Genomic DNA, 25,644 nt, shown 5'->3' with positions numbered 1-25,644 from the left:
CGGCGATGGCGGACGGCGATCAAACCCGCGCAAGGCTGATCGATGTCGAGCTCGACGAGTCGATCGGCCGTTCGACGCCCGATGTCGAACATGAGCGCGCGGTGGCGATCTTCGACCTGATCGAAGAAAACAGCTTTCAGCCGGTCAATGATGACGGCGCCGGGCCTTATCGGCTGAAGCTCTCGCTGGCCGAATCCCGGCTGGTGTTTGCGGTCGCCCGCGAGGATGGTGCTGATGTCGTCACCCATATCCTGTCGCTGACGCCGCTCAGGCGCATCGTCAAGGACTACTACCTGATCTGCGAAAGCTATTACGACGCCATCCGCTCCTCGACGCCAAGCCATATCGAGGCGATCGACATGGGCCGGCGCGGCCTGCACAATGAAGGCTCGCAGACGTTGATGGACCGGCTGGCCGGCAAGATCGACATCGACTTCGACACGGCGCGGCGGCTGTTCACGCTGGTCTGCGTGCTGCACTGGCGGGGTTAGACCTGACTGCGGCGCCCCGCTCGATCCTGTTTTTGTGCGGCATGAACGCCGTGCGCTCACCGATGGCCGAGCAGCTGGCGCGGCGCATGCTGCCGCCGGCCACTTTCGTCGCCTCTGCCGGCGTGCACAGGGGCGAGCGCGATCCGTTCGTCGACGCGGTGCTGGCCGAAGAGGGCCTGACGCTGGGCGAGCGCCAGCCGCGCTCGATGGACGATCTCGAGGACGATTATTTCGACCTGATCGTCACCCTGGCGCCCGAAGCCCACCACGCCGCGCTCGAGCTCACCCGCTCGCTTGCCGTCGACGTCGAATACTGGCCGATGCCGGATCCGACCGATGTCGGCGGCAGGCGCGAGCAGATCATGGCCAGCTATCGCGACGTGAGAGAACGGCTGAAAGCGCGCATCAGCCGACGTTTTCTGCTTCCGGAGGTAAAAAACGCGGCGGATTGATGCATGTCGCTCAAAAGCGGTCCCGGTTTTGAGACAACGACATGCATAAAACGAAAGCTTGGAGCGCGTCGCTTATGACGCGATCTAAGCGTGTTCACAAGCGCACGATTATCATATAGGTTCCGCCGAAATTCCGGCCTGGGCGCTCCAGGGCGCCGGAACTGCAATCCAAGCAAAGGTATCGAATGCCGAAGGAAGAAGTCCTCGAGTTTCCGGGTGTCGTGACGGAATTGTTGCCCAACGCGATGTTCCGGGTGAAGCTCGAAAACGAACACGAGATCATCGCCCATACGGCCGGCCGCATGCGCAAGAACCGCATCCGTGTGCTGACCGGCGACAAGGTCCTGGTCGAGATGACGCCCTATGACCTGACCAAGGGCCGCATCACCTACCGTTTCAAGTAACAGTCCGGCGCGAACCGCGATGAGCATCCTGCAGAAGCTCGTGCTTGCCTCTGGTTCGCCGCGCCGGATCGAACTGTTGCAACAGGCCGGCATCGAGCCGGACCGCGTGCTGCCAGCCGATGTCGACGAAACGCCGCTGCGCGCCGAACATCCGCGCTCGCTGGCCAAGCGGCTGTCGAAGGAAAAGGCCGAGAAGGCGCTGGCCTCGCTGAAAAGCGAGGAAGACTATGCGCCAAGTTTCGTGCTGGCCGCCGATACGGTGGTCGCGGTCGGACGCCGCATCCTGCCCAAGGCCGAGACGCTGGACGACGCCGCCAATTGCCTTGGACTGCTTTCGGGCCGTTCGCACCGGGTCTATTCCGGCATCTGCCTGATTACGCCGGGCGGCAAGCTGCGCCAAAGGCTGGTTGAATCCAGGGTACGCTTCAAGCGGCTTCCACGCGAGGAGATCGACGCCTATGTCGCCTCCGGCGAATGGCGCGGCAAGGCCGGCGGCTATGCCGTCCAGGGTCTCGCCGGTTCGTTCGTCGTCAAGCTGGTCGGCTCCTATACCAACATTGTCGGCCTGCCGCTCTACGAGACGGTGGCGCTGCTTTCGGGCGAAGGCTTCAAGGTCCACACCAGTTGGCATACCGCGCGGCCATGAGCCTGGACGATAAGGTCACACCACTGCGCCCGAAGCGCCCCTGCCCCGAATGCGGCAAGCCGTCGGCGCGCGAGACCTATCCGTTCTGCTCGAAGCGCTGCAAGGACATCGACCTCAACCGCTGGCTGAAGGGCGCCTATGTCATCACCGCGCGGGATGACGAGGACGAGAGCGACGAGCCGAAGTAGGGTTTGGGCGGTGCCGGCCGCGCAATTCCACTTCGACGACCTTACGCAATTGCTGCTTTGCCGGCGTCGGTATTGTCTGCGACAATTGCCCCGGAAAATCAGCGCTTAGGCGCTGGACAGGCCGAATTCCCGTGCTATAACCCACGCGCTTTCAAGGGGTGCCCCACGGCGCTTTCCTGAAATCCGGTCAGGCGATGTCTCGTTTGCCGGCGAGGCCCAGATAGCTCAGTTGGTAGAGCAGCGGACTGAAAATCCGCGTGTCGGTGGTTCGAATCCGCCTCTGGGCACCATCCCCTCTTCTCCCGACACTCCGTTAAGCCGAACCTTCTACGCTGCCGCTTCTGCAAGCCACTGGGATTGTTGATCTTTTTCCGTCGCATTGCGCAATTAAGCGGGACAGAGAGCGCTTCGGGCGCATTTGGTCCAACGAGGCGGGGGGATGGTATTTCCGTTGGTATTCGACATCCTGATGGTATCGAAACAGCCAAGGGAGACCTGACGAATGGCCCTATCCGACGTGAAATGTCGAAACGCCCGCCCTGCTTCCAAACTCGTGAAATTGTCTGACGGGGGCGGGCTGCAGCTATGGGTACAGCCCACGGGCTCTCGCCTCTGGCGGCTCGCCTACCGCTTTGACGGCAAGCAGAAACTGCTCGCGCTGGGGAGCTATCCGCTTATCTCTCTCGCTGAGGCACGGGAGGCGCGCGATGATGCTAAAAGGCTCCTGCTAGCTGGCGTCGACCCTGGAAAGGAACGCAGCTTGCGGAAGGCCGATTCGGCAAAGGACTCCTTTCGCTCAATCGCGGACGAATATGTTGACAAGCTGAAGAAGGAGGGACGTGCCGTCCGGACGATCAGCAAGGTGAAATGGCTGCTCGACTTTGCCTATCCGATAATCGGCGATAAGTGCATTCGGAAGATCGATCCGGCTATCATCCTTACCGCCCTCCGTCGAGTCGAGGTTCGCGGTCGATACGAGTCGGCCAGGCGACTGCGCTCCACCGTCGGCAGCGTGTTTCGATACGCAATCGCGACCGCACGCGCCGAGACAGATCCGACCTTCGCCCTCAGAGGCGCACTCATCAGTCCGAAGGTAACGTCTCGCGCCGCGATTACCGATCCGAAGGCCTTGGGCGGTTTGCTGAGGGGGATCGATGCATTTGATGGACAGCCTACAACCCGAGCCGGTCTAAAGCTGATAGCGCTGCTGTTTCCCCGCCCCGGCGAGCTTCGCGCCGCTGAATGGGAAGAGTTCGATTTTGAAAGCTCGGTGTGGACGATCCCTGAAGCACGCATGAAAATGCGACGGCCGCACCGCGTACCCCTATCAAAGCAAGCGATCAGCGTCCTGACTTCACTGAGAGAAATCTCTGGTGATGGATCGCTGCTGTTTCCTAGTGTTCGGTCGGCTTCGCGTCCGATTTCCGACAATACGCTTAACGCCTCACTGCGTCGTATGGGTTACAGCAAGGATGAAGCTACCGCGCATGGTTTTCGAGCAACGGCATCAACTCTGCTGAACGAATGCGGCAAGTGGCATCCGGACGCCATAGAGCGGCAGCTGGCCCACATTGAGAACAACGACGTTCGGCGCGCCTACGCCCGGGCAGAGCACTGGGAGGAGCGCGTCAAGATGATGCAGTGGTGGGCCGATTACCTGGATGAACTCAAGAGCAAAAACCTGCGGGTGATCTCAATCGAGGGACGCCGCAAGCCTGCTGTCCACACACCAACGCGACCATCCACTTTGAACCCAACAGCGGCCGTTGATCAAACGCCGAAACAGATCTCCAACCGCCGGAAATCATACTGACCGTTAAAAAAAGCCACAACTCGACGCCAAATCGTAGGCCCGCATTGTCAGATTTCCTGGAGAGAAAGTTGACCACATTCGGCGGGAAGCTGCCGTTCTGCAACCGACCCCATTCCCGTCATTCAAGATGCCGATGGCCGGTTCCGAAACCGGGCACCTACCCGGCCCGGGCCTATCAGAGCGAGAATGCCATGGGCAGTGTGCGGTCCGTCCGTTTCGCCGACATTAGTCCGTGGATCCGCTATCCCCGCCCGACTTTCACCTCCACAACCTACACGGGCTCCGCGGCGGCTTCCTCTCCATAGATCCGGGACAAGCCCTGGATGCGCGTCGTGATCGCGTCGACGAGGCGACCAACGATCTCATGGATGATCCCCTCCTGGCGAAGCTCTTGCGCGCATTCCGATGACATGTCCGGTATCACCGCGAGCTGATGGCGGATCGTCCGCATTGTGTACTCGCCGCCAACCTTTGCTGAGGACGCACAGCGACGCCAGTGGCGCGGCATGATCTCCTCGATCGGGTAGGCTCTGTCGATCTTCATCGCCAGTTTAAGGTCGCGCATCTCAGCCTGGATCTCTCCCTCGCCGAGGTGCGGCAGAATGGAGGAGATGTCGTAGAGCGGAGCTAGGCGGGCCTCGCCCTGGGCACCCAGCAGCATCGAATAGTTCTTTGCATGCGCGTCCGTGCCGGCGATGATCCAGTTGAAGACGTTCGCGGCCATGAAGGTCTGACGGTCTTGGACGGGTTCCATGGAGGCCGCCAGCACCTTTTTGGAGATCGCCGTGATACCTGGCCCACCCTGGTTCTCGTACTTTAGCGTCGGCATCACCGATAGGGCCTGGCACATGTCCTCCTGATGGATGCGGATGGTCTTGCCGTCGATGTTGCGGCGGTCGTAGCGCTCGAGAACGATCGCCTTTTCGCCTGCGAAGTCGAGAACCTGGCTGTGTGCAGCGTCCATGCCGAGCTTGCATGCAAGCTGCAGGCAGAAATGCTCGTTCTCGGTATGCCCGTGCAAGTGCGGCAAAGGCGGCTTGAAGATGTGTGTCGTGGGCGTGTCGCCTAGAGGGATCCCCCAGCGATTGCTGCCCTTGTCGAAATGGAACGCCGTCTTTGCCTGCGCACCAGCGAGACTGAACTGACCAGGATCGCCGATTCGCCGGGTCGCCGCACCATCCTTGCGGAGGTCGCGCAGGCGGTCGCCAATCTGCGCCTCCGTGAGCAACTCCACGTTCTCGCCGCGGGAAACCTGGTGGCCACGCGGAAGGAACTGGACGGCGCCGGCGCAGTCGCGGCCGACATTCTTGAGCAGGGCAAACGGGTTTCGGGCGGAGACCTGGAACCTCTGCGCCCATCTGGCGAGGGTCTGCTCATTATCCGGCAGCAGACCCCAGAGGAATGCCTCGACGACCTTGCCCTCGTAGGTCCTGGTGATCGTCGGCATGGACAGGGAAAGCGGGATCGCCACCCGGCCCTCCATCCATGCCTCTTGATAGGAGAACGAAAGCTTGCCGCCCTGCAGGTGGTGGAGCCACCCAACCGGTCTGCCAGCGATATGGACGTCGAGGGTGTCGATCGGGTTCACCATGATCATCGTCACCTAGAGCTTGTAGGGAATCTCGTCGTCGTCATCGTCGACATGCCGTTCATCGGCATTATGATGATGATCAGCAGCTGACGTCGGCGCCGGCGGGATTTGAAAGTCCAGCTCCACACCAAGCGTAGTCAGCGCCAGCAGCACGTTACCGATCTCGGCGCTGGGCTTGCCGTTCTCGATCCACGACACCCACGTCTGCGTGGTGTTGATTATCTTGGCCAAGGCAGCCTGGGACAGGCCGCGACGGGTGCGGGCCTCCTTGATCAGGATACCAATGTCCCGAGCTGTTCTGATCTTCATGGCGTATACGATCTCTGTATGAGCTAGCCTGATATAGGCTCCTATATGACGGGTGTCAATATATGCCACTATATCAAACCTTACCCCATATAGGTTCCTATATGGGTGATCCTCATATATTAACCTATATTGAGATAGGCAAACTCGTCAGAGGACCAGCCGCTTTCGCGCCCGTCGTACAAAGTCTCTAGCGTGACCGTTTCGAGTTTTGCGACTGCCAAATAGGAAGATCGGGTGTGAGCGGATTACCATGATCGCCCGGAGCATAGGCTCCAGTGAGAGGAAGGATAGATTGGCGCGGACCGTACTCGACCACCCGTTTCGAATTCCCTTGCACCGCGCGGCCGGTCCATAGACTGCGTGCATGATCACGGTCAACTTGACGCAGGCCTTGCAGTGAAATGAGCGTTCGGCGATCCCTGGCCCCAGCTTTTGACCTTGTCGGAGCCGTTGAAGCGCGTCTCTGGCCCAACGCCGTCTCGCAGAGCGCCCGCCGCACGTCCTCGTCGCCGGCCTTCGAGATGCCCCCCTGAACGTCGATGGAGGAGCCGGATTGGCAGCGCCGCGACGTCTGCCCGAAGTAGACCGCGCGACATCACGCGAACGGTGGAAGCGACGGATCGTCGATCACGGTCATGCAGGAGAGCCCTGTCACCGACTCCGGGGACACCTTCGACTGAGCGGGTTATTTCAGGTCGAGCTTCTTTTTGAGGTAGTCGCGCAGTTCGCCGACAGACGAGAAAATAGCGTCTGGTTTCGAGGCTTCCAAACCTGCCACGTCGAGGCAGCCCCATGCCGAGCCCAACGCGGCGACGTTGGCTCCACGCGAAGCCTCGGTATCCTGAGGCTGATCGCCGACATGATAAGTATTGTGAGGTTTTCCTCCCGCTTTTGACATCGCAAGCAAAAGACCCTCCGGGTGCGGCTTTCGGTTTTTCACGTGATGATAGCCGACCACAATATCTATCGGCCAGGCATGTGCCTTTATGAAGGCCTTCGGCACCATGTCGGGGCTTTTTGTAACGATAGCCAATGTGTGACCAGCCGCATGTAGCTCGATGAGCAACTCGGTAATTCCGCCGTAGACGGCCAGCTTCGGGGCTTGGGCCATAACCGCCTTCCAGTCCCGAGCGGCGCGAAGGTGCTCAACTGTGGAGGTGTCCACGAGAGTTTGATCGAAGTCGAAAATAATCATCTCAGAAACCCAACCGAGTTTGAGGATCGATGTCCAATGCGCGCTCCGGTCTTTTTGCTGGAGAGCGTTCGACCTGCTGGACGTGCAGCAAGAACTGCGTCAAGGCGACCCCATCGGATATGGCGCGGGCCCAGTGCTGAGCAATCATCATCTGATTGCCCTTCGTCTTGTCCTCGTGCTTCCACTTATCGGGATGATCAATGCACGCCAGCGCACGCTTCTGCTCTCGGCAGAACCGCACCGTGTGCATGGTCCCACCCTTCACATCCGTCTCCACCACTAGCACTGCGTCGGAGAGACCACTTTGGATGCGATCTCGCTCGGCAAAAGCTGTCCGCATAGGAGTGACACCAAGAGGATATTCGCTGACCAAACAGCCGCCGTTTTCAATTAAGCGAGTTGCCAGTCCCCGATTGGCGGCGGGATAAACTTTGTCCAAGCCGTGGGCCATCACTGCGACCCCCACACCGTGGGCATCCAAGCAGCCTTCGTGACCAAGAGTATCGCAGCCATGTGCTAAGCCACTCACGATAGTGAAGCCCTCGCTTGCTGCCGCCGCTGCCGACTTCCTAGCAACAGCTTCACCATAAGGAGTTGGCTCACGCGTCCCCACGACGGCAAGGCACTTCGTCGCGTGGAGTCCTGCCACGGCTCCCCTTACATACAAGACGGCAGGAGGATCTGGGATATTACGAAGGCGCTGAGGGTACCCTTCGTCATGGAATGAGAAAAACTTCGTATCGCTATTTAGCGTTTTCTCCAACTCGTCCTGAGCTCGATCCCATGCCTCTAACAGTGCGCTTTCCGATACCTTCGCCCGCGCCGCCCTGTCCACCACAACGTCTTTCGCATCACGGTCAGGCACAGGCCCATTAACGATGCGCAAGGCCCCCCGCCGGCCGAGACCTTTGAGCTTCATCAAAGCGACTAGCGCTACTGATGTCGATGACACGGGCGATGAAGCCATTGCTCTAATCCTTCTTGAACTTCGCGTCGTGCTCCCGTTCGCCCTGCCCCCATAGCGTATCCCACCTAGCAGGAACATGATCGTTCTCGGGATTCGGGCAGTAAGCAACACTCTCCGCTTTCGCGAGCGCAATCCCATACACCTTGCATTTCGGATTAGCGGCAAGCACCGCTAGCGCGATGCGAGACAGCGTATCACCTCGCGTGATGAAGTCATCGAAAACGAAGACATGGTCCGCATCTATTTTTGCCGACTGATACTTAGCCTTATCCAGCTCAGCGGAGCGACCCTCAGCGGAATAAATCGTATGAATCTTCTGATGGACATTCTTGGATAGGATGCTGTCGGAATATTGCGCCCCCACAGTTTTTGCGCATTCCTTGGTAATCCACGGTATTGAGCGGCTTGGGTCGGCTTTCGTTTCCTTGGACGAAAGCGCGGGGATAAATGAGGCGCGTTTGGGATCAATACCTAAGTGCTTGACGAGAGTCGGAGCAGCATCGTATAGAACCGTCGCCGCACCCCACTCGGCTTTATTATTCTTGTCTTTGAATCGAATAAACCAGGCGGTCCACTTCTCGTCAGTCCTGTCTTTCAGTTTATAGGCAATTGTAAACGAATACGTCAGCCCGAGAGACACACTCAGGTGAGGAAAACCCATCCATCCGGCAATTTTGTTGAAATAAACCACGCCACCCCCCTTACTTCGCAGTGCACGATGTAAGCAGCACGAGGCCGACTATCAACTCGCTTGCTGGCCTTTTTATTCTGCCAAAATTCGAAATTTCACCGGAGACCGCAGTGCACTCTTGGGAAACGGCCTCCGCCTGACGCGATTCGGGCCTAGGTGCCACTCTGAAAGGTCAGCCGAGTTGGATGCTCTACGGAAAGCGCGACCTATGAGAGCGGCCTCAAGGTCCCGGCCCAGACGTAGGCCTATGAGACTCGCATCTGCGCGGGCCCGAAGCGCGGCACGTGTTAACGACCGCCGGTCAGCCACGACCAGAAACCTCTAGATTTGGTTTTCGCGACCTCGGCCTTCGGCGAAGCGAGCGGCTCGACATGGCCACCGAAGTGACCTTCGCGCGCCGCCTTGTCGCGCATCCTGCCCCACGCAATCTCGTCCTCCGACATGTCGCCTGCCCAGACCACTATGTCCATACGGATGAAATAGTGGGACCGGCAGGCGAATGACCAGTTCCCGACTGACGGCGAGAGACTGACGCTCTCGCCGTCAAAGGTGAGTTGCCAGCCTACCGGGCTAATCGGTGTCACCACCTTGGTGCCACAACCGCAGAAGCAATCATGGACTGCGGTTGCATACGGGATCGAAACATAGAGGACACCGGCCTCGCGGACCCTCGGGACGAACTCCACGAACTCGTGTCGGATCTTGTAGGGTCTCTTCATTCGCTGTCCTCGTTGATCGTCTCGGCGCCCGCGAGCACGAAGATGCTGAAATGTTCGTGGGTGTCGTCATCGTAGAAACCGAAAAGCTTCTTGAACTTGATGACTGCAAAGGCAGCATTCAGAGCGTTGAGTTCCACCACCTGAATGTTTTTGTCGTACTCGTTGACCTCTTCTGTCGTCATGAACGCGATGCGTTTCCCGTTGTGGACGTGCTCGCGCTTGGTAGGCGTGCTGGTCGTTGTACGTATCTGGCCCCGCAGGCTCTCGTTGTGCACCGTCAGGCCCATGCCCACATCTACGAACGGGATGTTTATTGCCTCCAGTTTTTGGACGATCGGCCGCTTCCCGGTCCCCTCCATGCACAGGAACACGAAGTCAAGGCCTTCCAGCAGGTGAAGGTTCTCAGGGGTAAGCTTGACCTTGTGCGGGACGATGCCGCGGCGCATTTTGCTGTAGGTACGCGCGTGAAACTCGACCTTGGAGAGCTCCTCCTCCAGTTCTTCGCCTGAAGGCGCGCCCGGCGCCCGAAAGGCGTTGTGCTGGTTGAACCCGTCGTTGTCGAAGAGGTGGATTTCGCGGACGTGGGTCTTGGCGAGATAATCCAGGACGTAGGAGCCCGTGCCGCCCAGGCCGACGATGCCAACCTTCAGCGGCTTGAGCTTTAGCGCGATTGCCACGATGTCGGCGCGACTACTGGCCGTGTCCTCGTAAAGAAAGACGCTGTCGTCCTCGTCGGGCGCGTAAGGCTTGAAGGATTGCGCCGTCACACCCGGCTCGATCACCTGTGCCGGGCCCGAGATTTTCGCCACGTAGTGCGCCATCTTTTGATGGAAATCATCGTAGCGGTCGGCGGGCTTGGGCTTACAGGAAAAGTTCCAGCGCACCGGCATCCCGTCGATCTTCAGGCCGTCACCCAAGTCGCTGTCGCCAAGCCCCTGGATCTTGCTGCCGTCCTCGTTGCAAGGGTGATCGCCGGACCACTTGGTCTGGTGATCCTTGGGCGGCTTCGCAACGTCGTTGGTCACCTCCAATGGGGCGAACAACACGCCGCGCTTTACCTGCCGGTTGCTGTCAACATAGGGTACGTCACGGATCACGAGATATCCCGTGACCACGTCGACGCTGTAGCCCTCGTCTCGAAGCCGCTTCAGCGGCGGGCTACGATCGATCGGTCGCCGTGACATCGAACTTCATCCTGTTTTTGATCTTCACGGAGTGGCCAGCCGTGAGCGTGCCTTTGGGGTTCGACGGGGGGCCATCACGGTAGGTCACTGTGAATTCGATGCACGTTCCCGTCGGCAGGACGGGGAACGCGATCTTCACCAGTTCCTCGAACGAGAGACGAGTTTCAGTGGTTTCGAAGGGCTCGCCATTGATGCCAACTGTCACAGCCTTCTGGCTGTAGAAGTGATCATCCTTCTTCAGGTCGATCACAGTGTCGTCGCGCGGTACGAGTTTGTCCTCGTGATCACCCGGCACCTCCCGGAACAACTCACGGTGGTTCGGGATCTCGGCCAGCGCGTAGAGCGCTTTGCCCGTTGTGGGGTCGGGCGACTCGAAAATCTCCCGGTCGACATGGATACGCACCAGGTGCGCAGCGACATTGACTGACATTTTTACTACTTTCTCCGCTTCGCGGTGCTTGCGTTTCGCTCTGCCGGATGGCATCTTGCTGTCCGGACAGACAACACTTAGGCTCTCAAAAACGCCCTGTTCGGCACGAGACCAACCCAGAGCGCGTTGTCTGTCTGGACAACAGAATGGGAGATATTGTGGCGAATGTCAAGGAGGGCGGATGCCGGAGTCTGCGTTAGGAATTTGGCTGAAGGGGCTTCGCGGCGATCTTAGCCTGCGAGAGTTGGCTCAGCGGAGCGAAGTCGATCACGCCTACATCTACCGCCTCGAGACGGGTGCGAAGGAAGCGCCGTCCGACGAGGTGGTGAACAAGCTGCTCAGCGGTCTGGCGCCGTCCGAGCGGGAAGTCAAGATCCTGCGGTTTCTATCAAGTCACCCCAATGTCGACCCCGATCTTGCCGAGTTCGCGAGGGCCGATGATCGAGTTTCATTCGAAGAGTTCCATATGCTTACCACCGTCGTGAACCGTGGCGCCCGCCCCGACTACGCGACCTCCCTTGCCCGCATCCGCCGGTTCATGAGCGAGGACGAAGATGGATGAACTCTCCGTCGCGATGAAGGCACGCGACTTCATCGCCAAGAGCGGTCCATTGGCGCTTCCGGTCTCAGTAAACGCCTACGCGGCGCAAGTCGGAGGTACCGTGAAGCAGGAAGTGCTTCAGGAACATGAGGACGCATGGTCGGTGCGGTTGTCGAACGGCAAGTACCGCATTTGCGTTAACTGCGCCCACAACAGCCGTCGGCAGCGCTTTAGCATCTGTCACGAAGTGGCTCACGAGGCCCTCGGCATAGCGGCGGATCATAGGTCGCCGAGCTGGAGTTTCACGCGTAGGCCGCCCGGCGAGATCGCCTGCGACGTGTTCGCGGCCGAGCTATTGCTTCCATTCAAGCTGTTCAAGCCGAGAGTCGATGCGGCTGACATGAATTTCGCCGCAGTCAGCGACCTGGCCGACGAATTCGACGCTTCCTTGATGTCGACGGGCTCACGTTTCGCCACCTTCTCGCGCGAACTATGCGCCTTCGTGCTCTCCGAGGGCGGCAAGGTTCGTTACTGCTCGCGTTCCACATCCCTGCGAGGCGCCAAGGCTTGGGTGCGCCTCGGAATGGATTTGCCAAGCGACTCCTACAGCGCCCGGGTGCGGGCGGGGGCAGCGGCGGCAGGCCCCGAGGAAGCCGAGCCGGATCAGTGGTTCGAGGGCTGGGAGCGTGAAGGTTCTCTCTACGAAGACGTCCGCCACCTCGCCGCCTGGGATCAGACCCTGACGCTGCTCTGGTTCGATGATGAAGATCTCCCGCCCCCGGCGGCTGAACGGAAGCGATGGGAGGAGGAGACCTACGGCCTCCGCGAGCTTGACGGCGAGCTGCCTTGGCCTGGCAGGTCGAAACGTAGGAAATAGGAAATGAGCTGGGCCGGCCGGCGCGCGGCGCGAAACATCCTTCCGTAGAGCCGAGAAAAATCTGACCCCTGTTTGCAGAACCTTACACTGACCGCTGTGGGCCGGGAAAAGACTGACCATACCGGCGATTTCTCGGCGCAACCCGTGCGGGAGCTGGCCGCAGCCCGTGATGCGGTGGAAGCGCTTCCCATCGAACGGAAGAGATGGACGTATCCTTCGCAAGACCCCACCATTGGAGGTGCTGGCGGCATTTGCGAACTAGTGCCAGAGCCAAGCCACCAGCGCTTTGAGCGCTTGCTTATGGAGGGACCGCGAGGGCGCCAAGCCAGGAAGTCATCGATCGTTATTCGCTCGGCTGGCCCGGGAGTAATGCCGTGGCGAGCAAGCTCGACATAAAGGTCAAGCTCACTGGAAAAAACCAATTTCCAAAGTTCATTGACGTTTTGGGTTAAAACCAGAGTTGGAACTGCCAGCGTGACCTCCTGACGCAACTCTATCGCAAATTCTCCGCCAAGAATTGGTATTGAATCTCACGCTCAACCGAGACTAGCAGAGACTAGATTCAGGCGGCCGCTTCATTTGCAATCAGAGGACTAGGAGCGTGATGATGTCTGAAGAAGCCGGCAGTAATCTATTCGCACTTACTGCGGATATCTTTTCGGCCTATCCAGAGGAACGCGGTTCCGGTCTCTGGATTGCCCGATTTGATCGCTAGTCTAAATTCGGCATTGACTAAGATCGGACAGGGCGCCAACTGAAGAAACGGCTCCGAAGCCGTCATCCTAAAAGGTCCGTCCTCCCAGACTACATAATCAGTCTTGAAGATGGAGCAGAAATACAAGTCACTCAAGCGCCATCTGGCAACCCGGCACGGATGACGCCCGATGAATACCGGGCGAGGTGGGGACTGGCGAAGGACTATCCCATGGTCGCCCCGAACTATTCGGCCGCCCGATCAGCGCTGGCAAAATCGTTAGGTTTGGGGGAGGGAAGGCTGCTCCGGCCAAGAAACCTATCTCAAAGCGTAAAGCGAACGCCTGATATCAAATTTTGCGAAGCGCTTGCTGGGATCGGTGGCAACGCGGTCAGCATCAAGAACCTAGCGGTGCGACACCAAGCGTTACGCGTTGTCCGGTGTGGAAGATGATTGCCTTCGCGGTTTCTCCGACGCGCCGGCGCCCGGCAAACCTTCCTTTCTGGCCTTGGCAAATGCCCGGTCACCTTCCAGAAACCCGACCAGCATAAAGGGGATCAGGTCAGCCACGGTTTCGGACTCGCCATAGGTCCGACGGTAAAGAGCGGCATAGTCGTTGAGTGCTTGGCTCAACGCGGCGCCAACGGTGATGGTGATCTTCGAAGGTGTCCGATCCGGAAGTTTTCCGAGTTTCAGGTTCGCCATGAAGTCCTCCTGTTCACCCCGTGTATGGCCGCAACACGAGGTCCTTGTGCACGATGACGCGCAACGGCCAACCAGGGCGCACGGTGATCGTGGGTTGGACGTTCAGGTTCTTTTCAGTGATCCGTTGGCCCGCTTGACTGACGTTCTGCTGGGTGGATTCACGAATTGCCTTGACCAAGTCGCTTTCATTTTCCCCAAAGCTCAACTCGGTACCAACCCCCAGCAATGTGGCTACCGCGACGCCCTTGATCAACTGCCAAGTATGGAAATCCACCTTGTCCTCGAGCCCGGCATAGCCGGCCGCGTCGGTCACGGGCAGATTGTCGATTTCGGTAGAGGAGCCGTCCGGCATCACGATGCGTTGCCACACCAACAGAGCGCGCCTTTGCCCAAAGGCTACAACGCTGTCGTAGGTGCCGATCAGCCGTGAGCCCTGCGGGATGAGCAGGATGCTGCCGGTGACGCTGTCGTGCACATTCTCGGTGATCTGGGCGACGACAAGGCCGGGCAGATCGGAATTGATGCCGGTGATCAGGCTTGCAGCGATCACGCTACCGGCCATGATCTGATAGGGCGAAGCCGGCGTCTGCAGTGCATGCGGGTTGTAGATCCCGCCGGTGTTCCGTTGATCGATGAAATCGAGCTTGCGCTGTTGATTGTTCTGGTCGCCCTCGGCCGGCGCGACGGTAGCTCGCTGGCCTTCGGTATCTGGCTGCGGAGACGCCGTCTCGAAAGGCGAACGTCCGCCCTGCCCATTGCCAAAAGCTTCCGTTTGCTGGAGTCGGGTTTCGATGCGGAACAGGACTTGCGACTCGCGCGCTTCAATCGCTTGTTGTGCAAGCCGCTGCGCCTCGGCGGAAACGTCTTGCCCGGGCGCGATGCCAAGCTGGCGCTGGTGCTCGAGAATAGGGCGGCCGAGATCGCCGGGCAGCGGCGGTCCAAGCACCGGAGCCTTCGGCTTGCTCCCGGAATAGTCCTTGGGCAGCGATTCAAGTCCCTCGGCGGTCGGCTTGCGGTCCGTGCTGTAAAGCTCTTCAGCCTGCTGCTTCAGGCGCAGTGCCGGCCCCTGCAGCGCCATCATCGTGACGCCAAAGATGGTGCCGGAGCCAACAGCTGCGATCGCGACGATTATGCCGCGCCTGAACCGCACCGCTCGGCGGGGTGAGGCTCGCAGCTGCAACTGTTCGGGATTGAGCTTCGGCGGAGCATTCGGGTGGGAAGTATCGGTCATGAGCCTCCCCTTACCTGCCAAAGCGCGAAAACAGCGAAACCCGCCGCGGCGGTTGCCGACCGTCGGTTCTCGTGATGCGCACCACCTGCTGCTGTTTGGTGCCCAGCCTTAGCTCGGCGGCAGCAAAGAGGCGATCGACGACGTAGTAGTTGCCGCGCATCCGGTAGTTCACGAGTTGGTTATCGCCGTCGGCTCCGACGATGAAGAGCGGTGGCGCCTCGCCCTGATCGATGCGCTTCGGGAACTCTATGTAGACCTTGCTGCCATCATCGAAGGCGCGCGTCGGTCTCCACGGCGGCGTGTCGCCGGTGATCGAATAGCGGAAGCGGATGTTTTCGAGTGCTACGTTCGAGGCCGCGGGCATTTCAGCCTCTGCCTGAGCGTTGCGCCGCCGAAGCGCCACGAGTTGGTCTTCGCTGTAAATCCAGGAGAGCGCCGCCATGGCAGTTTTCTCAGTGCTTTGAAGCTGCAGGTGATAGGATCGCCTGTCCGTCGTGATGACCAGATTGGTGGCAAGCCCCGGCGCGAATGGCTTCACCAGCACATGAGTGCGCTGGTCATCGCCTGAGCCACTAACGGTGTCACCGATCACCCAACGGACCGTATCGCCGGCTGAGACCGAGTTCAGCTTCTCGCCCCGCTGCAATGAGATATCGGTGACGCGCTCCGGCGCGGCGTAGAGCTGGTAGAGCGCGCCGTCGGCAAAGGGGTAAACCTGCACCGCATTGACATAGCCAAACTTGGTGGGTTGTTGCGTCGCCGCCTTGTTGGCATCGGCGACCTGTTCTTCCGGCGAGCGCTTATCTGGGGCGGGCTTGCCGGGTGCGGGCATCAACTGACCAGGCAACGGTAACGGTTTCGGCACTTCCACGACCTTGACCGGCTTCTCCGGCGCCTTCTCGATCGCGGCTGGTTTGAAGTCCTCGTGGTCATAGGAAATCTGAGGCGGCGGCACTGGTTTCGAGGCACAGGCCGAAAGAACCGCAGCAGACGCCGACAGGATCAAGGCAGCACGAAGCAATGGGGCTCTATTTGTCATTGGCGGGCTCCTTAGGGGAAACGGGGGTTGGCGCGGCGCTGTCGAGCTCGCGCGACCAGTCGATGGCGTTGATGAAGACGCCGAGCGGGTTCTTGCGCAGCTGCTCGGTTGTCCTAGGCGCGCGGATGAGGATGGTGAGGATCCCGATCCAGCGCGTCGTGCTGGCGAGGCTGCCGCGCTCGAACACCTGCTCGGTCCATTTGACCTGGAACGAGCTGTCGGAAGCCCTGACCACGCTGGTCACCTGCACTGACACGCTGCGCGTGCCGATTTGGCCGAAAGGGTCGTTCGCCTTGGCATATTCGTTGAGGAAGAGCGCCGCTCGGTCGGTGGCAAAGTCGTAGGCCGACAGCCAATTCTGCCGCACCAGAACCGCATCGGTGGAAACCGAACGGACATTCTGGATGAAGCGGCTGAGATGCCAGGCGATCTGGGCATCGTCGGGATGGTAGTTTTGGACTGCCGGCGCGACCGCGTGCGCCTCGCCAAAGCGGTCGACTTCGACGACATAAGGCACGACGCGGCCCTGCATCGACTGCCACAGAAGCCCACCGGAAAGCCCCGTCGTCAGAGCCAGGCAGCCAAAGGCCATGAAGCGCCAGTTCTTGGCCTGGACGCGCGCCGCGCCGATGCGCTCATCCCAGAGTTGGCTGGCCTTCTGGTAGGGTGTTACGGGTTCGGGCGTCTTTCCATAACGGTGAACGGGTCGCTTGAAGAGCATCTAGTCTTCCTTGTCATTGAGGGAGGGATTGGCGCCGCTTCCGCCCCGATCTCCATCGCGCACCGCCTGCGTGGCAGCATGGCGATGGGCGCGTGCGGTCTGTTCGGAACGCAGACGCCTTGCCCAGGCAGGCGCGGCTGCGGGAGCTATAACTGGAGAGCTTCCGCTCATCGAGCTGGTCGGCATGCCGCCGGTCGCGGTCCAGCCGGCATTGCGACCGGCGTCGGCACTACGGCGGAATGGTTCTGCTGCGGATCGCATTCCCCGCATCGCGGCGCCGCTAGCGGCACTCGCAACCCCCTGCAGCCCAGCAGCTACCCCGGACAGCCCGGACTCGGGCGATGTCGCGCGCCCCGTCTGCCAAGCGACGATGGCAGCGGACCCCATGGCGGTGCCGGCACGGACTGCGGCGAGGCCGCCGCCTGTTGCCATGCGCGCGCCGGCAAACGCAGCGCCTCCGGCAACGAGCGTTGATCCAGCTGCGGCCGCCGTTGTTCCAAGTGCCGCGCCGGCGCCAAGCTGCGGCGCGCCGGAAACAAGACCCGAGGCAATCCCGGGGCCGAAAATGCCGAGCCCAAGCAGCGCCAGCGCACCCAGTACCTGAGACATGGCCGCCGCCAGGTCCGGCTCCTGGCCCTGCAGGGCGGAAGCGAACTCGCCAAAGAGCGTGGAGCCGATGCCGACGATGACGGCAAGCACCATCACCTTGATGCCCGACGAAATCACATTGCCGAGCACGCGCTCGGCCAGAAACGCCGAGCGGTTCCAGAGCGCGAAGGGCACCAGGACGAAGCCGGCCAGCGTGGTGAGCTTGAACTCGAGGATGGTGATGAAGAGCTGGATGGAAAGAATGAAGAAGGCGATGAGGACCAGGAACCAGGCCAGAAGCAGCACGAAGATGGTGAGCGCGTTACCGAAGATCTCGGGGAAGCCTACTAGCTGGCTCGCTTGATTGAGGAGCGGCCAGGCGCCCTGGAAGCCGGCCGCGGCAATGCGGCCTGGCCGCAGGAGACTGTCGGCGGACAGGTTGCCGGGCGATGCGTTGATGCCGAGACCGGCAAAGGAGCGGTAAATTATGTCGGCGAGGTTCTTGAAATTGTTCAGGACGAAGGCGAAGGCGCCGACATAGAGCACTTTGCGAACAAGCCGGCCAAGTATGTTGGGCTCGCCGCCGAACGCCCAGACCAAGCCCGCGAGCGTGATGTCAATGCCGATCAGAATGGTGGTGAGAAAGGCGACGTCGCCCGAAAGCAGACCGAACCCACTGTCAATGTAGCGGGTAAAGGTCTCCATGAAGCGATCGATGACTCCGAGGTCGTTCATGTCGCCGCCTTCCTCGTTGTCTTGAAGAACTGCCGCTCAGTTGCCGGGATAAGCCGTGCCGGTGCCCAGGAAACGCTTCGTCGTCTCGCGAGCGGCTTCCTCAGACTGCGCCTTGCGCGCCGCATCCTCGGCCTCGGCCCGGAACTGGGTCGCAAGCAGCGTCTGGATCTGCATCTGCTGCTTGGTCGAAAGCGCGATCAGCTGATTGGTGGCCTGGCTTGCCTCGAGGGCACCTGCCGCGCCCTGACTGCGATTGACGAGGTCGGTAAGCAGGTCGCCATCGGCCTGCACGTTCTCGACTATCTGCGACTGCGCGCTCATGGTCTGGCGGAACGCCTGCATGGCGCTCTGCCAGCGCTCGCGCGCGGCGCTCGCCACATCGCTGACCTTGATGGTGGCGTCGTAGCTTTCCGGATATTGCTGGCGCCACTGGTCCTGCAGCTTGTCGAGATCGAAGCTCAGGCCGCTCGCCTGGGTCATCAGACCGTCAATCCGTTGGAGCGAGCCGGTAAGCTGGCCCACGGAAGAGAAATCCAGGCGCTGAAGGTTGCGCGCCATGTTCTGCAGCATGGTCGCCTGGTTCTGAAGCGACTGGATTTGGTTGTTGATCTGCTCCAATGCGCGTGCTGCCGACAGCACATTCTGCGTATAGTTGGACGGGTCAAACACGATGAGCGCATAGGCCGGCTGGACGTAGTCAGCCATCGGTTTGGCAATCAGGGAAACGGTGACCAGGCTAGTAAAAAGGCGGCGTCCGATCATGACGATTGCTCCTTGTTAGGTTGAGGAAATTGCTGGAGAAGCTCGGCAGCCCAATCCAGGCCGCGCGCACTGAAGAAACGGGCGGCAAAGCTGCCCTGCCCTTCTTCGGAAAGAATATTGTCGATCAGGGTCTGCGCGGCCGGGTCGGAGGCGCCGCAAAGCGCAAGAGCGATCGGGCCTAGCCCGAGCTCGAAGAGGCGATTGCCGCGGCGCGACTGCAGATAGTAGTGGCGCTTCGGCGTGGCGCGGGCGACCAATTCGATCTGTCGCTCATTAAGACCGAAGCGCTCATAGGCTGCCCGTGCCTGCGGCTCCACCGCACGATCATTGGGGAGAAAAATGCGCTGCGGGCAGCTCTCGATGATTGCGGGTGCGATAGAAGAGCCGGCGATGTCGGCAAGCGACTGCGTCGCGAAGATGACGGAGACGTTTTTCTTACGCAGCACCTTAAGCCATTCGCGGATGCGGGCGGCAAAGAGCGGGTTGTCGAGATAGACCCAGGCCTCGTCGAGCATGAGCAGCGTCGGCCGCCCGTCAAACCGGTCCTCAAGACGATGGAACAGATAGGTGAGCACAGGCAGCACAGCGCCTTGGCTGTGCATCAGCTCCTGGGTTTCGAAACACTGCACATCCGAGATGGCCAGCCGGTCGTCATCGGCATCGAGCAGCAGGCCGAATGGTCCGTCGAGCGTGTAGGGCATCAATGCCGATTTGAGCGCATTGGACTGAAGCAGGACCGACAGGCCAGTCAGCGTGCGTTCCTGCGCCGGCGCGGTGGCGAGGCTGGTGAGCGCCGACCAGATTGCCTCCTTCACCTCCGGGGTGACGGTGACATTCTCGTGGGCAATGAGGCCGGCGATCCATTCGGCCGCCCAGCTCTGTGTGGCCGGGTCGTCGATGTGGCGCAGCGGCTGGAAACCAAGCGCACCATTCGCACCCAACGCATGGTGGTCGCCGCCCATGGCAAGCGCGGCGGCGCGGGCCGAATTGCCTTTGTCGAAGACATAGATTTGCGCGCCAGCGTAGCGCCGGAACTGCAAAGCGATCAGGGCAAGCAGAACCGACTTGCCGGCACCGGTCGGCCCGACAATCAGCATGTGGCCGACATCGCCGATATGGGTCGAAAGCCGAAACGGCGTCGAGCCGCTGGTTTCGGCGAAAAGAAGCGGCGGAGCGTAATCGCCGGTGACCTCGGCAAGGTGCTCGTTCTCCGCTGGACCTGCCCACACGGACGACAGCGGCACGAGATGGGCAAGGTTAAGCGTGTGAACGAGCGGCTGGCGAACGTTGGCGTAGACATGACCCGGCAATGAACCAAGCCACGCTTCGACGGCATTGATGCTTTCGCGAATGGTGGTGAAGCCGAGCCCGTTGACGATCCGCTCGACGGCGCGAAGCTTTTCCGCGGCGGCTTTACGGTTCTGATCCCACACCGTCACCGTTGTGGTGAGATAGCCGAAGCCGACATGATCGCCGCCCAATGCCTGCAGTGCTGCATCGGCATCGAGCGCCTTGTTGTCGGCGTCGCTGTCGACGAGAGGCACCGGTTCGTTGGTCACCACCTCGCGCAGAATAGCCGCGATCGATTTGCGCTTGGCAAACCACTGCCGCCGGAGCCGAGTCAGCGTCTTCGTGGCTTCCGCCTTGTCGAGTGGAATGAAGCGCGTCACCCAGCGATAGGCGAAATCCTGGTTATTGAGCGCGTCAAGGATTCCTGGCCGGGTGACGTTCGGAAAGCCGAGAACTGTGAGCGTGCGCAGATGCTGCTCGCCCAGCATCGGCTCTAGGCCGCCGGTCAGCGGCGCGTCAACCAGGACGCCGTCGAGATACATTGGCGTTTCCGGCACGGCGACCGGATGACGGCGTGTCGAGATCGTGCCGTGCAGGTACGTCAGGGTCTCGGCATCGTCGAGCGCGCGCACCTCGGGCACGAAGCCCGAAAGAAGATCGAGAACGCGGTCAGTCTCGTCTCGGAACCGGGCAAGCTCCTGGCGCCAGTCTCTTTCCCCTCCCAAGTCATGCGAGTCGACGAGAGCACTTTCCGCGCGCGCTTGGCCATCGGGCCCAGGCATGAAGACCAAGGTCAGATGATAGATGCTCTCGAAATGCGCGACCTTGCCCTCGAAGGCCGCGCGCCGTTCCTCATCGATCAGCCATGAGGCAGCATCGGGAAGGGCCGAGCTCGCATAGCCCAGCGCTTCGATGCGCTCGGCCTCGAAGAATAATGCCCAGCCAGAGCCGAGCCTTCTCAGCGCATTGTTTGCCCGCGCGCATATGCCGATGAGTTCGGCCTCCGTCGCGCTTTCAAGGTCGGGGCCACGAAACCGCAATGTCCGTTGGAAGCTGCCATCCTTATTGAGCACGATGCCGGGCGCGACGAGTGCTGCCCAGGGCAGATGGTCGGCAAGCCGGTCGGCTTTGCCGCGGTATTCGGAAAGCTTCAGCATGCAAGCCAGCCCTTTTGACGAAGATGACGGACAAGCACGCTGGCAAAATCCGGATCACGCCGTGCGGCAAAGACCGCAAGCGTGTGGCCGGCGATCCAGAGCACTAGACCGCCAATCCACTGCTGCAGGCCTAGGCCGATGGCCGCGGCCACCGTGCCATTGAGGATCGCCACCGCCCGCGGCGCGCCGCCGAGCAGGATCGGCTCGGTGAGCGCCCGATTGATCAGAACCTCGAAGCCTTCGATATGCTGCTCTCCGGTGCTCATCAGACGACTGCCCCGCCGCCAAAGGAGAAGAAGGAAAGAAAGAAGCTCGAGGCCGCGAAGGCGATCGACAGGCCGAAGACGATCTGGATCAGCCGGCGGAAACCGCCCGCCGTGTCGCCGAAGGCAAGGGTCAGACCGGTGGTGATGATGATGATCACCGCGAGGATCTTGGCGACCGGCCCCTGCACCGATTCCAGAATCTGCTGCAGCGGCTGTTCCCACGGCATGCCGGAGCCGGCAGCGTGGGCCTGGGCCGTGAGAAGAAGCGCGACGGCGGCGAACGAAAGAAAGCGAAGCTTCTTGCGCATGAGGTGACCTTTCAGAGCTGCTGGAGTTGCGGAAGTGTGAGCGGGGTGACGGCGTAATCGCCGCTGCCGTCGAGACCCGTGACCTCGGCGATCGCGTCAACCCGGCGCGCGGGTCCTCTTCCGGCAATAAAGATGACCAAGTCGACGGCATCGGCGATCAGCCGGCGGGGAACGGTGACAACCGCTTCCTGGGCGAGCTGCTCAATACGATAGAGTGCGGAGCGTGCCGAATTGGCGTGAACCGTGGCAATGCCGCCGGGATGTCCGGTGTTCCATGCCTTCAGCATATCGAGCGCTTCCGCGCCTCTGACTTCGCCGACGATGATGCGGTCGGGCCTCAGCCGTAAGGTCGAGCGTACGAGATCGGCGAGTGTGATGGAGCCCCGCCTCGTCCTCATGGCAACGCAGTCCTTGGCCGCGCATTGCAGCTCGCGGGTGTCCTCAATCAGGATCACCCGCTCATCGCATTCGGCGACTTCTGCCAGTAGAGCATTGGTAAGTGTCGTTTTGCCCGACGATGTGCCGCCGGCGACCAGGATGTTGCGCCGCTCGCGCACTGCCTTCCTCAGGGCATCAGCCTGCAGCGGGAGCATGACGCGATCGGCGACGTAGTTGGCCAGCGTGTAGAGTTTTGCCGCCGGTTTGCGGATGGCGAAGCATGGCGCCAGCACGACCGGCGGTAGCAGACCCTCGAAGCGCTCGCCTGATGGCAATTCGGCACTGACAATCGGACTATCTGCATGCGCCTCGGCGCGTACATGGGAGGCGACGAGCCGGATGATGCGTTCCGCCTCGGCAGGATGCATATGCACGCCTGTATCGACCCGGCCTTCTCCCAACCGGTCGAGCCTCAGCGCGCCGTCGGGGTTGACCATCACCTCGATGACGGTCGGATCGGCAAGGGCCTCGGTGATCGCGGCGCCCATGGCTGTGCGCAGCATGGCTCGGCGGCGGTGGTCCGCTGCGGGATGAGAGTTCATCCTTCGCCTCCGTTGCCATTGCCGTAACCAAGCGAGCGCTTCCCGGAGGCTATCTGGCGACCGACCTGCTCGACGAATTTGTCAAAGCGCTCTTGGGCGATCGCCTGTGTCGCCCGATCCGGAATTGGCGTGTGCGCATGAAGCGTGATTGAAAAGCGGATTAAGAGCGCGAGGCTCTCCAGAGTTATTTCGGCGTCGCGCCTGACATGGTCGAGATCGCGGGAAAGACGGTCCAGCCGCTTGCCGTAGCGCTGGTCGAGCTCGTTTTCACCACGCCGTTCGATGAAGGCCTCGACCGCTTTCGCGACGATTGCCGATTTCGTGGTCGACGGGTTGCGGCTGAGGGTTTCCAGCTTCTCGCTCAATTCGGGTTCGAGCAGAAACTGGTGGCGAATGCGACGGGGCTTCATACGTCTCGTTCCGACTGGCCGGCGCTGATGCGCCGGTGCGAACGAACATCGCCGAGATCCGCAAAATCGCTTATGGGCGTTATCTACGCCGAGATACGCCTCAGTTGCGGAAAGCGTTCAGAAGCCGGGGATGATGTCCTTGTCGTCGCCCCTTCCCTCGTTGAGGCCGTAGGCGCTCGCCGCGGTAGAAACCCGGTCCATGACGCGCTTGTCTGCGAGTGCCTCGGCGTCATCGTCCGACAGATTGAAGAGGTCATCCTGATCAGGCTCCCGAGAGACGACGACGTGGTCTTCAGGCAGGCCGGGATGACGCTGCTGTTGCACGCCGCTCCCTTCTTCGATTGCCGCGCCGGCGTGTTCGTCATCGGCAGCGAGACGGCGGTCAACACTGCGGACTTGTCCGCTCCAATCGTCGGGGCGCGACGCAGGACAGTCCGCGTACAGACCGTCGCGCAACACCGGCGCCGGCAGCACCCGTTCGGTGAAATTCGGATCCTGGTAATAGCGCAACTTCTGGGCGCGGATCGGCGGCAACCCGGAAACAAGGATTAATTCGTCAGCTTGCGGCAACTGCATCACTTCGCCAGGCGTCAGCAGCGGGCGAGCGGTCTCCTGGCGACTGACCATGACGTGCGAAAGCCAGGGCGCCAGCCGGTGGCCGGCGTAGTTGCGCATGGACCTGAGTTCCGTCGCCGTACCGAGCGCATCCGATATGCGTTTGGCCGTGCGCTCGTCGTTGGAGGAAAAGGCAATGCGCACATGGCAATTGTCGAGAATGGCGTTGTTCTCGCCATAGGCTTTGGAGATCTGGTTCAAGGATTGCGCGATCAGATAGGCGCGGATGCCGTAACCCGCCATGAAGGCGAGCGCGGTCTCGAAGAAGTCGAGGCGACCAAGAGCCGGAAATTCGTCCAGCATCATGAGCAGTTGGTACTTGCGGCTTTTCTTCGGGTCACCTTCCAGCCGCTCCGTCAGTCGCCTGCCGATCTGATTGAGCACCAGTCGCACCAGTGGCTTGGTGCGCGAAATATCCGATGGCGGCACCACTAGATAGAGCGACATCGGTCGTTCCGCATCCATGAGGTCGGCAATGCGCCAGTCGCAGGCCGATGTTGCCGAGGCAACCGTCGGATCACGATAGAGCCCGAGAAACGACATTGCGGTCGAGAGAACGCCAGAACGCTCGTTCTCTGACTTGTTCAGCACCTCGCGAGCCGCCGAGGCCACGACGGGATGGACCCGAGGTGTGTCCGCCGTGCCGAGGTGGTTGGTGGTCATCATCCGCAGCAGTGTCGCGGCAAACGAGCGTTGCGGATCCGACAGGAAAGTGGCGACGCGCGCGAGCGTCTTTTCTTCTTCCGCGTAGAGCACGTGCAAGATGGCCCCGACCAAGAGTGAATGACTAGTCTTCTCCCAATGATTCCGCCGCTCCAGCGCGCCTTCCGGATCGACGAGAATGTCCGCGATGTTCTGAACGTCGCGGACCTCATCTGAACCCCTGCGCACTTCCAGCAGCGGGTTATAGCGCGCCGATCTCGAGTCGGTCGGATTGAACAGGAGGCAGAAAGAGAACTTCGACCGCCAGCCGGAAGTCAGCTGCCAGTTCTCGCCTTTGATGTCGTGAATGACGGCCGAGCCGGTCCAGGAAAGAAGCGTTGGAACGACCAATCCCACGCCCTTGCCCGAACGTGTCGGCGCAAAGGCCATGACATGTTCCGGCCCGTCATGTCGCAGATAGTGATCCTTCAGTTTGCCAAGGAAAACGCCGGCCGGCTCAAACAGGCCTGCCTTCTCGATTTCCCGAGCCGCGGCCCATCGTGAGGAACCGTAGGTGGTGACCAACCCCCTCTGCCGCGCGCGCCAGAGGGAGCCAGCTATTGCGGCCGCACACCCCAAGAATCCGCTGGCTCCGGCAAGCATGCCGGCCTTGTCGAAGACCTCAGGCGCATAGGCGTCGAAGTGAAACCACCATTCGAACAGTTTCCACGGCTTGTAGATCGGCCGGGCCGCCGCGGCAAACCATGGCGCGCCAAGCTGCGGCTGATAGTCCAGCATGTGGGCGCACCATTGCGTTGCCGCCCATACGCCAACGATGACGATGGCGAACACAACTACGATCTGGCCGACAAGGAGCTTCGTCGGTGTCACGGGCACAGCCTCCACTGTTTGGTAGTAGATGGAAGCAGCATGACGTGACGTTTCAGAAAATCGAAGATACCCAATATACGCGCCCGTGCGATGCAGTGAACGTTGCAGGCTT

Annotated in this window: 29 protein-coding genes, 1 tRNA gene and 1 pseudogene; 10 read left to right on the top strand and 21 right to left on the bottom strand. The window is 60.8% G+C overall.

What is annotated here, in order from left to right:
- Window positions 1–5 precede the first annotated feature (5 nt).
- From NKH22_RS21905 to NKH22_RS21875, 7 genes are all read left to right on the top strand, one after another.
- A complete protein-coding gene (locus NKH22_RS21905) occupies window positions 6–491 on the top strand; it encodes a UPF0262 family protein (protein WP_023669283.1) in 486 nt (161 codons plus the stop codon).
- Window positions 479–943, top strand: a complete 465-nt coding sequence (locus NKH22_RS21900) for an arsenate-mycothiol transferase ArsC (RefSeq protein ID WP_081731224.1) — start codon at window positions 479–481, stop codon at window positions 941–943. Before NKH22_RS21905 ends, NKH22_RS21900 begins: the two co-directional genes overlap by 13 nt.
- Window positions 944–1,128: 185 nt before the next feature.
- Window positions 1,129–1,347, top strand: a complete 219-nt coding sequence (infA, locus tag NKH22_RS21895) for a translation initiation factor IF-1 (RefSeq protein ID WP_006200926.1) — start codon at window positions 1,129–1,131, stop codon at window positions 1,345–1,347.
- A 19-nt stretch (window positions 1,348–1,366) separates the two neighbouring features.
- On the top strand, window positions 1,367–1,993 hold the full coding sequence (locus NKH22_RS21890) for a Maf-like protein (protein WP_023681911.1): 627 nt from the start codon (window positions 1,367–1,369) through the stop codon (window positions 1,991–1,993).
- Entirely contained in the window at window positions 1,990–2,181 is a 192-nt protein-coding gene (gene yacG / locus NKH22_RS21885) for a DNA gyrase inhibitor YacG (protein ID WP_023669280.1), read from the top strand. Before NKH22_RS21890 ends, yacG begins: the two co-directional genes overlap by 4 nt.
- Before the next feature lie 214 nt (window positions 2,182–2,395).
- A tRNA-Phe gene (locus NKH22_RS21880) sits at window positions 2,396–2,471 on the top strand.
- A gap of 212 nt (window positions 2,472–2,683) precedes the next feature.
- Window positions 2,684–3,994 carry a tyrosine-type recombinase/integrase gene (locus NKH22_RS21875; protein WP_023746231.1) on the top strand — a complete coding sequence of 437 codons (1,311 nt, stop codon included), beginning with the start codon at window positions 2,684–2,686 and terminating at the stop codon, window positions 3,992–3,994.
- Window positions 3,995–4,265: 271 nt separating this feature from the next.
- On the opposite strand, the gene NKH22_RS21870 is transcribed toward NKH22_RS21875, so the two are convergent.
- From NKH22_RS21870 to NKH22_RS21830, 9 genes and pseudogenes are all read right to left on the bottom strand, one after another.
- A complete protein-coding gene (locus tag NKH22_RS21870; protein ID WP_023669278.1) occupies window positions 4,266–5,585 on the bottom strand; it encodes a type II toxin-antitoxin system HipA family toxin in 1,320 nt (439 codons plus the stop codon).
- A gap of 12 nt (window positions 5,586–5,597) precedes the next feature.
- The gene (locus NKH22_RS21865) at window positions 5,598–5,894 is read right to left on the bottom strand and encodes a helix-turn-helix domain-containing protein (RefSeq protein WP_023669277.1); all 297 of its coding nucleotides are present in this window, start codon (window positions 5,892–5,894) and stop codon (window positions 5,598–5,600) included.
- Window positions 5,895–6,245: 351 nt separating this feature from the next.
- A pseudogene (locus NKH22_RS31545) lies at window positions 6,246–6,549 on the bottom strand (transposase); the annotation flags it as partial.
- A gap of 30 nt (window positions 6,550–6,579) precedes the next feature.
- Window positions 6,580–7,089: an HAD family hydrolase gene (locus NKH22_RS21855; protein WP_023669276.1), complete on the bottom strand. Its 510-nt coding sequence runs from the start codon at window positions 7,087–7,089 to the stop codon at window positions 6,580–6,582.
- Window position 7,090: 1 nt separating this feature from the next.
- Entirely contained in the window at window positions 7,091–7,975 is an 885-nt protein-coding gene (locus NKH22_RS21850) for a DNA-processing protein DprA (protein ID WP_198022480.1), read from the bottom strand.
- Window positions 7,976–8,060: 85 nt separating this feature from the next.
- Complete coding sequence (locus NKH22_RS21845) at window positions 8,061–8,747, bottom strand: phosphoribosyltransferase (RefSeq protein ID WP_352910903.1); 687 nt, start codon at window positions 8,745–8,747, stop codon at window positions 8,061–8,063.
- 287 nt (window positions 8,748–9,034) lie between these two features.
- Window positions 9,035–9,466, bottom strand: a complete 432-nt coding sequence (locus tag NKH22_RS21840; RefSeq protein ID WP_352910900.1) for a ubiquitination-like system serine protease family protein — start codon at window positions 9,464–9,466, stop codon at window positions 9,035–9,037.
- A complete protein-coding gene (locus NKH22_RS21835; protein ID WP_023746230.1) occupies window positions 9,463–10,650 on the bottom strand; it encodes a ThiF family adenylyltransferase in 1,188 nt (395 codons plus the stop codon). Before NKH22_RS21835 ends, NKH22_RS21840 begins: the two co-directional genes overlap by 4 nt.
- Window positions 10,625–11,134 carry a multiubiquitin domain-containing protein gene (locus tag NKH22_RS21830; protein ID WP_023746229.1) on the bottom strand — a complete coding sequence of 170 codons (510 nt, stop codon included), beginning with the start codon at window positions 11,132–11,134 and terminating at the stop codon, window positions 10,625–10,627. Before NKH22_RS21830 ends, NKH22_RS21835 begins: the two co-directional genes overlap by 26 nt.
- 127 nt (window positions 11,135–11,261) lie before the next feature.
- On the opposite strand from NKH22_RS21830, the gene NKH22_RS21825 reads away from it, so the two are divergent.
- From NKH22_RS21825 to NKH22_RS21815, 3 genes are all read left to right on the top strand, one after another.
- Window positions 11,262–11,642: a helix-turn-helix domain-containing protein gene (locus tag NKH22_RS21825; protein WP_023669270.1), complete on the top strand. Its 381-nt coding sequence runs from the start codon at window positions 11,262–11,264 to the stop codon at window positions 11,640–11,642.
- Window positions 11,635–12,498, top strand: coding sequence for an ImmA/IrrE family metallo-endopeptidase (locus tag NKH22_RS21820; RefSeq protein ID WP_031214820.1), 864 nt, complete (start codon window positions 11,635–11,637; stop codon window positions 12,496–12,498). Before NKH22_RS21825 ends, NKH22_RS21820 begins: the two co-directional genes overlap by 8 nt.
- Before the next feature lie 754 nt (window positions 12,499–13,252).
- Complete coding sequence (locus NKH22_RS21815) at window positions 13,253–13,645, top strand: MucR family transcriptional regulator (protein ID WP_084558345.1); 393 nt, start codon at window positions 13,253–13,255, stop codon at window positions 13,643–13,645.
- On the opposite strand, the gene NKH22_RS21810 is transcribed toward NKH22_RS21815, so the two are convergent.
- The 12 genes from NKH22_RS21810 to NKH22_RS21755 all read right to left on the bottom strand — a co-directional run bounded on the left by NKH22_RS21810 (window position 13,619) and on the right by NKH22_RS21755 (window position 25,532).
- On the bottom strand, window positions 13,619–13,897 hold the full coding sequence (locus NKH22_RS21810) for a DUF2274 domain-containing protein (protein WP_023669268.1): 279 nt from the start codon (window positions 13,895–13,897) through the stop codon (window positions 13,619–13,621). The two genes, NKH22_RS21815 and NKH22_RS21810, sit on opposite strands and share 27 nt — an antisense overlap.
- A 13-nt stretch (window positions 13,898–13,910) precedes the next feature.
- Entirely contained in the window at window positions 13,911–15,128 is a 1,218-nt protein-coding gene (locus NKH22_RS21805; RefSeq protein WP_352910897.1) for a TraB/TrbI/VirB10 family type IV secretion system protein, read from the bottom strand.
- A 10-nt stretch (window positions 15,129–15,138) separates the two neighbouring features.
- Entirely contained in the window at window positions 15,139–16,167 is a 1,029-nt protein-coding gene (gene trbG, locus NKH22_RS21800) for a P-type conjugative transfer protein TrbG (protein WP_023669266.1), read from the bottom strand.
- On the bottom strand, window positions 16,157–16,888 hold the full coding sequence (trbF, locus tag NKH22_RS21795; RefSeq protein ID WP_023669265.1) for a conjugal transfer protein TrbF: 732 nt from the start codon (window positions 16,886–16,888) through the stop codon (window positions 16,157–16,159). Before trbF ends, trbG begins: the two co-directional genes overlap by 11 nt.
- Complete coding sequence (gene trbL / locus NKH22_RS21790; protein ID WP_023669264.1) at window positions 16,889–18,211, bottom strand: P-type conjugative transfer protein TrbL; 1,323 nt, start codon at window positions 18,209–18,211, stop codon at window positions 16,889–16,891. It lies immediately after the preceding gene.
- A 36-nt stretch (window positions 18,212–18,247) separates the two neighbouring features.
- Entirely contained in the window at window positions 18,248–18,973 is a 726-nt protein-coding gene (gene trbJ / locus NKH22_RS21785) for a P-type conjugative transfer protein TrbJ (RefSeq protein ID WP_023669263.1), read from the bottom strand.
- A complete protein-coding gene (trbE, locus tag NKH22_RS21780; protein ID WP_352910893.1) occupies window positions 18,970–21,420 on the bottom strand; it encodes a conjugal transfer protein TrbE in 2,451 nt (816 codons plus the stop codon). Before trbE ends, trbJ begins: the two co-directional genes overlap by 4 nt.
- Window positions 21,414–21,686, bottom strand: coding sequence for a VirB3 family type IV secretion system protein (locus tag NKH22_RS21775; protein WP_023669261.1), 273 nt, complete (start codon window positions 21,684–21,686; stop codon window positions 21,414–21,416). The genes trbE and NKH22_RS21775 overlap by 7 nt, the downstream gene beginning before the upstream one ends.
- Window positions 21,686–21,994, bottom strand: a complete 309-nt coding sequence (locus NKH22_RS21770) for a TrbC/VirB2 family type IV secretion system protein (RefSeq protein ID WP_023669260.1) — start codon at window positions 21,992–21,994, stop codon at window positions 21,686–21,688. The genes NKH22_RS21775 and NKH22_RS21770 overlap by 1 nt, the downstream gene beginning before the upstream one ends.
- An 11-nt stretch (window positions 21,995–22,005) precedes the next feature.
- Window positions 22,006–22,974 carry a P-type conjugative transfer ATPase TrbB gene (gene trbB / locus NKH22_RS21765; protein WP_023669259.1) on the bottom strand — a complete coding sequence of 323 codons (969 nt, stop codon included), beginning with the start codon at window positions 22,972–22,974 and terminating at the stop codon, window positions 22,006–22,008.
- Window positions 22,971–23,384, bottom strand: coding sequence for a CopG family transcriptional regulator (locus NKH22_RS21760; RefSeq protein ID WP_023669258.1), 414 nt, complete (start codon window positions 23,382–23,384; stop codon window positions 22,971–22,973). The genes trbB and NKH22_RS21760 overlap by 4 nt, the downstream gene beginning before the upstream one ends.
- A 117-nt stretch (window positions 23,385–23,501) precedes the next feature.
- Window positions 23,502–25,532 carry a conjugal transfer protein TraG gene (locus NKH22_RS21755; RefSeq protein ID WP_023669257.1) on the bottom strand — a complete coding sequence of 677 codons (2,031 nt, stop codon included), beginning with the start codon at window positions 25,530–25,532 and terminating at the stop codon, window positions 23,502–23,504.
- Window positions 25,533–25,644: the final 112 nt, after the last annotated feature.

This window comes from Mesorhizobium sp. M1252, assembly GCF_040318265.1.
GTDB lineage: Bacteria > Pseudomonadota > Alphaproteobacteria > Rhizobiales > Rhizobiaceae > Mesorhizobium.
This window is presented reverse-complemented; position numbering and strand designations above follow the sequence as displayed.